This is a genomic window from Peribacillus sp. P4_B1 (assembly GCF_056402395.1).
The window spans coordinates 51,640-57,805 of record NZ_JBFUHM010000032.1; the positions used below are offsets into that span (position 1 = coordinate 51,640).

At 42.2% G+C, this 6,166-nt stretch carries 5 protein-coding genes; 3 read left to right on the forward strand and 2 right to left on the reverse strand.

Going from position 1 to position 6,166, the window contains the following annotated elements:
* The first annotated feature begins 82 nt into the window (after positions 1-82).
* Genes AC1DVK_RS17765 through AC1DVK_RS17775 form a run of 3 tightly spaced genes read left to right on the forward strand, consistent with a single transcriptional unit; the run spans position 83 to position 4,073 of the window.
* Positions 83-1,234 (forward strand): iron-containing alcohol dehydrogenase, encoded by a 1,152-nt coding sequence (locus AC1DVK_RS17765; protein WP_477627032.1) that lies wholly within the window; start codon positions 83-85, stop codon positions 1,232-1,234.
* Positions 1,235-1,248: 14 nt separating this feature from the next.
* Entirely contained in the window at positions 1,249-2,637 is a 1,389-nt protein-coding gene (locus AC1DVK_RS17770; RefSeq protein WP_477627033.1) for a hypothetical protein, read from the forward strand.
* A complete protein-coding gene (locus AC1DVK_RS17775) occupies positions 2,634-4,073 on the forward strand; it encodes an NAD-dependent succinate-semialdehyde dehydrogenase (RefSeq protein WP_477627034.1) in 1,440 nt (479 codons plus the stop codon). The genes AC1DVK_RS17770 and AC1DVK_RS17775 overlap by 4 nt, the downstream gene beginning before the upstream one ends.
* 331 nt (positions 4,074-4,404) lie before the next feature.
* Here the strand turns inward: AC1DVK_RS17775 and anmK are convergent, their stop codons facing one another.
* Both anmK and AC1DVK_RS17785 read right to left on the reverse strand, forming a co-directional pair.
* Positions 4,405-5,565, reverse strand: coding sequence for an anhydro-N-acetylmuramic acid kinase AnmK (anmK, locus tag AC1DVK_RS17780; RefSeq protein WP_477627035.1), 1,161 nt, complete (start codon positions 5,563-5,565; stop codon positions 4,405-4,407).
* Between the two features lie 158 nt (positions 5,566-5,723).
* The coding region (locus AC1DVK_RS17785) for a cupredoxin domain-containing protein (RefSeq protein WP_477627036.1) at positions 5,724-6,166 on the reverse strand (443 nt) is incomplete at its 5' end.

Genomic DNA, 6,166 nt, shown 5'->3' on the forward strand with positions numbered 1-6,166 from the left:
AAGGCTACCCCCCCTTTTATATTAAGCGTTTTCACTTTGGCATGATTCCTGCATTAGTAAATACATGAAAGGGGAGATGACCATGAATATTTCTATTTTTTCAATGGCTAACAAATTGGTGACAGGATCAGATTCTTTACAGCAGCTGACTGATGAGGTCAAGCGATTAGGGATGAAGAATCCGTTGATAGTTACAGATAAAATTTTACTGGATGCCGGGGTAGTGCAAAAGGTTGAGGATCTACTTTCATCAGCATACGGTATTTTCTCGGATGTGAATCCTGAACCGGAAATTGAAATCGTTGAGCTATGTGTACGGTCTATCAGGGAGGGAAATCATGATGGACTGATTGCGGTAGGCGGGGGTAGTGCGATGGATATTGCGAAAGCCTCTTCCGTCATGGCTACAAATTCGGGTAGCATCGAGACATATTTCGGTACGAATTTGATTGAAGTTCCGGGTCTGCCTTTAATAGCCATACCGACGACGGCCGGAACCGGGTCTGAAGTGACGAATATTTCGATTTTATCGGACAAAAAAGAACAGGTGAAGAAGGGAATTGTTAGTTCATATCTTTTACCGGATGTAGCGATCGTATCGCCTGTCATGACGCTGACTTGCCCGCCAAGTGTGACGGCTGCGAGCGGAGTGGATGCACTTGTCCATGCGGTGGAGGCTTATATTTCCAAATTTGCTTCGCCCGTTACAGATGCTTTGGCAATTGGTGCCATGAAGTTAATCGCAAAAAATTTACCAAAGGCTTATGCTGCACCAGATAATCTGGATGCACGTGAAGCCATGATCACGGGAAGCCTAATGGCAGGGTTAGCTTTTGGAAATGCAGGTGTTGGAGCTGTCCATGCCTTAGCTTATCCTCTTGGAGGCCGCTTCCATCTATCGCATGGAGTCAGCAATTCATTATTACTGCCATTTGTCATGAAGTGGAATAAAATTGCATGTTTGGAAAGGTTCCGAGACATTGCTGAAGCACTTGGAGAGAAAGTCAATCATTTAAATGACGATGAGGCAGCGGATAAAGCTATAGAAGCGATGACCAGAATATGCCGTTACGTAGGTATACCTGAGTCACTAAGAGAATTTGACATTCCTGAATCGGCTTTAAGTGAAATGGCTGCTGAGGCCATCAAACAAGTCCGTTTACTTCGCAATAATCCCCGTGCATTAAACGTTCGGGATATCGAAAAAATTTACCGTTCAGCCTATGGCTTTTAAGTGGAGGAAACAATATGAAATGGAAAAACCGTCGCTACGGAGATGAAACATCGTATATACCTGCGGGACCTTTTAAGATTAGACTTCCATTTGTCCATTATCGTTTTGAGTGGCCTGACTATGTTCAAGGGTTATTGATGTGTGCAGTTGACCTTGGAGCGATAACGCTGCTTGCAGACCATCTGGGGATGCCTTTTGATGTAGCCCTAGCCGTCGTTGTCTTGAATGGGTTATTGTATTTAGCACATCATTTACTCGGGGACCCAGTAATACCAGGTTGGATTACACCTGCAGTTCCACTGCTTGTATTGTTCGTCGGGCAATTTCCGGAAGGACCTGATCGAGTCTATGCACTCGTTGCATTTCAATTAACATTAGGTATTTTATCAATAGTGCTTGGAATGACCGGACTTGCGAGTAAGGTCGTACGATTAGTGCCGAATGCAATTAAATCGGGCATCATTTTAGGGGCAGGAATTGGTGCTGTCGTATCCATTTTCGAAGTGGGTGGAAAGTTCGATTTATTTCCTTATACAATAAGCATTTGCATCGGATTTGCCTTTTACTTACTATTTTCAAAAAATTTCGGGAAATTAAAAATGCGAAATAAAATTTGGGTATTCATAGGCAATTTAGGGATATTGCCAGCAATCTTGCTTGCTGTTTTTGTAGCCCCTATTTTTGGTGAAGCAAAATGGCCTGATATTCAATGGGGTTTCAGCAGTCCGGACTTTGCTACGCTTTGGTCGGACTATACTGTGTTCGGTTTAGGTTTCCCTGCCTTGACCTTCTTTTTAAGTGCGATTCCAGCTGTTTTTGCCACTTATTTAGTTGTATTCGGGGATGTGCTGAAAACAAAAGCGTTGCTTTCTGAATCCGATGAGGTCAGGGAGGATGAAAAAGTGGACTATAATCCAAACAGAGCTCATTTAATTTTTGGCGGCCGAAATGTGATCATGAGTTTTATCGGACCTGATATAACAATGTGCGGTCCGTTGTGGGCAGCCATGCAGGTCGTGGTTGTGGAACGGTTCAAAAATGGCAAGAAAGCGATGAATTCTTTCTTCGGCGGTGCTGGCTCGTTCCGTTGGGGTACGAATACAGGGTTATTCTTATTGCCGGTAGTCAGCTTGGTTGAACCGATTCTCGGTGTGGCCTTGGCCCTAACGCTTTTGGTTCAAGGGTATGTTAGCGTACGGGTCGGTGTGATGCAGGCCAAGAGCCAACGCGACCTGGGAATTGCAGGGGTCGTCGCTGCCATCCTTGTTATAAAAGGTGCTGGAATGGCGTTTGCAGCGGGAATTCTATTATGTGTCCTTCTATATGGCAAGGACTTTTTCAAAGGCGAGAATGATAAGACTTTTACAGATCATGTAGAAGAAGAGGAGATTAAAGCAGGATGAAAAAAGTAGTGGAAAAATGGCCAATTTATATAAATGGAGAACCTGTTCATACAGAGCGTCATTTTGTAGTGGAAAATCCAGCAACATTGGAGCCTGTGGGTTATGTTCCGGACGCTAACGAAAAAGAGGCAAGGGCTGCTGTGGATGCAGCTCAAGCTGCTTTTCTGACTTGGTCGAAAACCAGTGCTTACCATAGGGCGGAATTACTTGAGAAGTGGTACACGATCATTGAGAACAGGCTGGATGAAATCGCAACGATCATGACACTGGAACAAGGAAAGCCATTGGCCGAAGCAAAAGGTGAAATGAAATATGCTTCAAGTTTCGTGAAATGGTTTGCTGAAGAGGCAAAGCGTAACTATGGGGAGATCATTCCAGCCTCTGTTGCTTCAAAACGTATTTTAGTGCAAAAGCAGGCAGTCGGTGTCGTCGCTGCCATTACCCCGTGGAACTTTCCTGCTGCCATGATCACGAGGAAAGTGGCGCCAGCCCTTGCTGCAGGGTGTACAGTGGTCATCAAACCAGCGGAACAAACGCCTTTGACCGCTTTGCTATTAGTTGAAAGTGCCCAGGAAGCAGGCATTCCGGCCGGTGTGATAAATATTGTGACAACACAAAAACCGGGAGATGTGTCAGACGTCTGGATGAATGATTCACGTGTTAAAAAGATCACATTTACTGGCTCCACTCCTGTAGGGAAACATTTAATGAAAAAGGCGGCAGAAACAGTAAAGAAAGTCTCGCTTGAACTCGGTGGATTGGCTCCGTTCATCATTGCTGAAGATGCGAATATCGAAGAAGCAGTAAACGGTTTGATTCAATCGAAATTCAGGAATGCGGGACAAACATGTATTTGTGCGAACCGAATATTCGTCCATGAGACAATTGAACAGCCGTTTTTACAAGCTTTTAAAGAAGCCGTTTTAACTTTGAAGGTTGGAAATGGTATGGAAGGGACCGACCTTGGTCCATTGATAGATGGAGCCGCAGTTGAAAAAGTCCAACATCAATTAGAGGATGCTGCAAGTAAAGGGGCCATCATCCATAAAACTTCAAAAGTCGATGAAAAACAAGGCTATTTTATCGCACCAGCCATACTTTCCAATGTAACGGATGATATGCTGTGCATGCAGGAAGAAACGTTTGGGCCAATTGCACCGGTCAGTACATTCAAAACCGATCAAGAGGCGATCGATCGGGCCAATAACACGAATTTTGGCCTGGCAGCTTATGTGTATACAGAGTCATTAAATAAGGCAGTTGCCTATTCGGATAGTCTTGAATATGGAATCGTCGGTATTAATGACAGTGCCCCATCCACTGCCCAAGCACCATTTGGAGGCATGAAGGAAAGTGGTATAGGCAGGGAAGGGGGACACTACGGCATGGATGAATATTTAGAAGTGAAGTATGTCTCCATGCTGCTAGGCAAGTAAATAAATAGAATGGAATAGTCCACCATGATTTTCAGGTATTCAAAAAGAGCAGAAGGCACATCAAATATTGATGTGCCTTCTGCTCTTTTCCAATGGTTAAAAAGCATACATACCTTCAATGGAAAATCCAATCGTGACGTTATTTTTTTCAAATAGCTGCTTTAGAATAAATAAACCAAGTGGGTGGTCCATTTAACGTTATGTACGGGGGGCATCGCTATCATACTGGGTGATTGCCATAATAGTGAATTTATGACGGATCAAATGAAAAAACCCCCTAAGAAATCCAAGGGGGAAGGGAGGCTTTTATTAAACCTAATTTATCTTATGTTTATTTGCTAATCCGATGTAAAGGAGGGAAGGTCATGTTTCCAAGGATGACATTGGAGTCAGCTCCGGTAGCCTTGGGAACGTTACTTGTATTACCATGGAAGGTCTCATTTGCAAGCAATGCAAAGGCCACCGCTTCTTTCGCTTCGGAAGAGTATCCCAAATCTTCTTGAGTCAAGACTTGTATGGAATTTCCAAGCAGTGATTGAATCATATTTAATAACGTTTTGTTGTAGCTGCCACCGCCGCCAATAATCACTTCTTCAATATTGGTCTTTGGAAAGATGAAATTTCGATAGTTCTCCACAATGGACTTTGCTGTAAACATCGTTACAGTTGCTAAAATATCTTGACTAGGAAGTGATTCAAACATCTTTAATAGTTTTACTACATATTGCTTGCCAAACAATTCCCTGCCAGTTGATTTTGGCGGAGGGGTCATAATATAAGGATGACTGATACAATAAGATAAAAGTTCGTCATTAATTTTTCCTTGTTTAGCTATGTTACCAGCTTCATCATAGTTTATATTGAACAATTGGCGGCATACTTCATCAATGATCATATTCCCAGGCCCTGTATCAAAAGCATACATGTCATTAAGCGAAGCTTGCTTCGGTAAGACGGTTACATTTCCAATGCCCCCTATGTTTTGAAATAATCTTCCCTTCCCTTCACTTCTATATAGAATGTATTCGGTAAAAGGAACAAGAGGAGCTCCTTGTCCACCAGCTGCCATGTCCATCGTACGAAAATTAGAGATTACAAGTGTGTTTGTATCGTGAGCAATTACTGCGGCTTCCCCAATTTGCAAAGTGGAGGGTATATAATTTTGTTCTTTTAAAGGCTGGTGGTAAATCGTTTGGCCATGGGATCCTATAAGATCCAGTTTATCAATTGGAAATCTAGCTTTATGACAAACTTCCTTCACCGCATTGGCAAATAATTTTCCTAATTTAAAATTCAAACTGCATATTAACTGCACATTGGATGTGTCCGCAGATAAAGACTGCATAATTTCTTTTTCAATATCTTTTGGAAAAGGGCATGTCATGAACTCAATCACTTCCAGTTCAGTCTCGAGTCCACTATTATCCACCCGAACAAGTGCGGCATCAATTCCATCCAATGATGTTCCGGACATTAATCCAACTATGTACATCATCATTCCACCTACTTCGATTCTTTTATAATCCTGATTTAGCATGAACAGTATATGATACTAAGATAAGACCATTTCTAACATATTGTTTAATATATATCTTACGTCCATTGTTCACTGACATGCGCCACTTGAACCGTAAAGCTATTTATTGAAGATTATTTTACGTTTATATTAATCTGTTTAGTTTGTTTACTTTCATTGTGGGTTCGGTCTAAGGCAGTCACAACATATGTGTAAGTCTTTCCTTTTTCTACACTGGGGTCATTAAACAATTGACGTTTATTTTCTTTATGCACTGTGGCAAGTAAGTTCGTTGAGTCATCTATATTTCCTTTTTTCTTCCCATCAAAACGATAAATGGCATAATAGGATGCATCTGATTGCTTGTGATCGTGAATTTCAAATTGTATTCCATCTCCAGCTTGTGTTGCCTTGCTCACCTTTGGTGCCTTTGGGGCATGATCATCAATCCAAGGCATGGCAGGAACCAATGCGGGATGCTTATAAATATCCTCGCTTAAGCGATTCTTTATCCCAAGGGGGTTTTTCCGTAAATCTTTGGCACTGAAATGCATGCTTCCATCAAATTCCTTATATG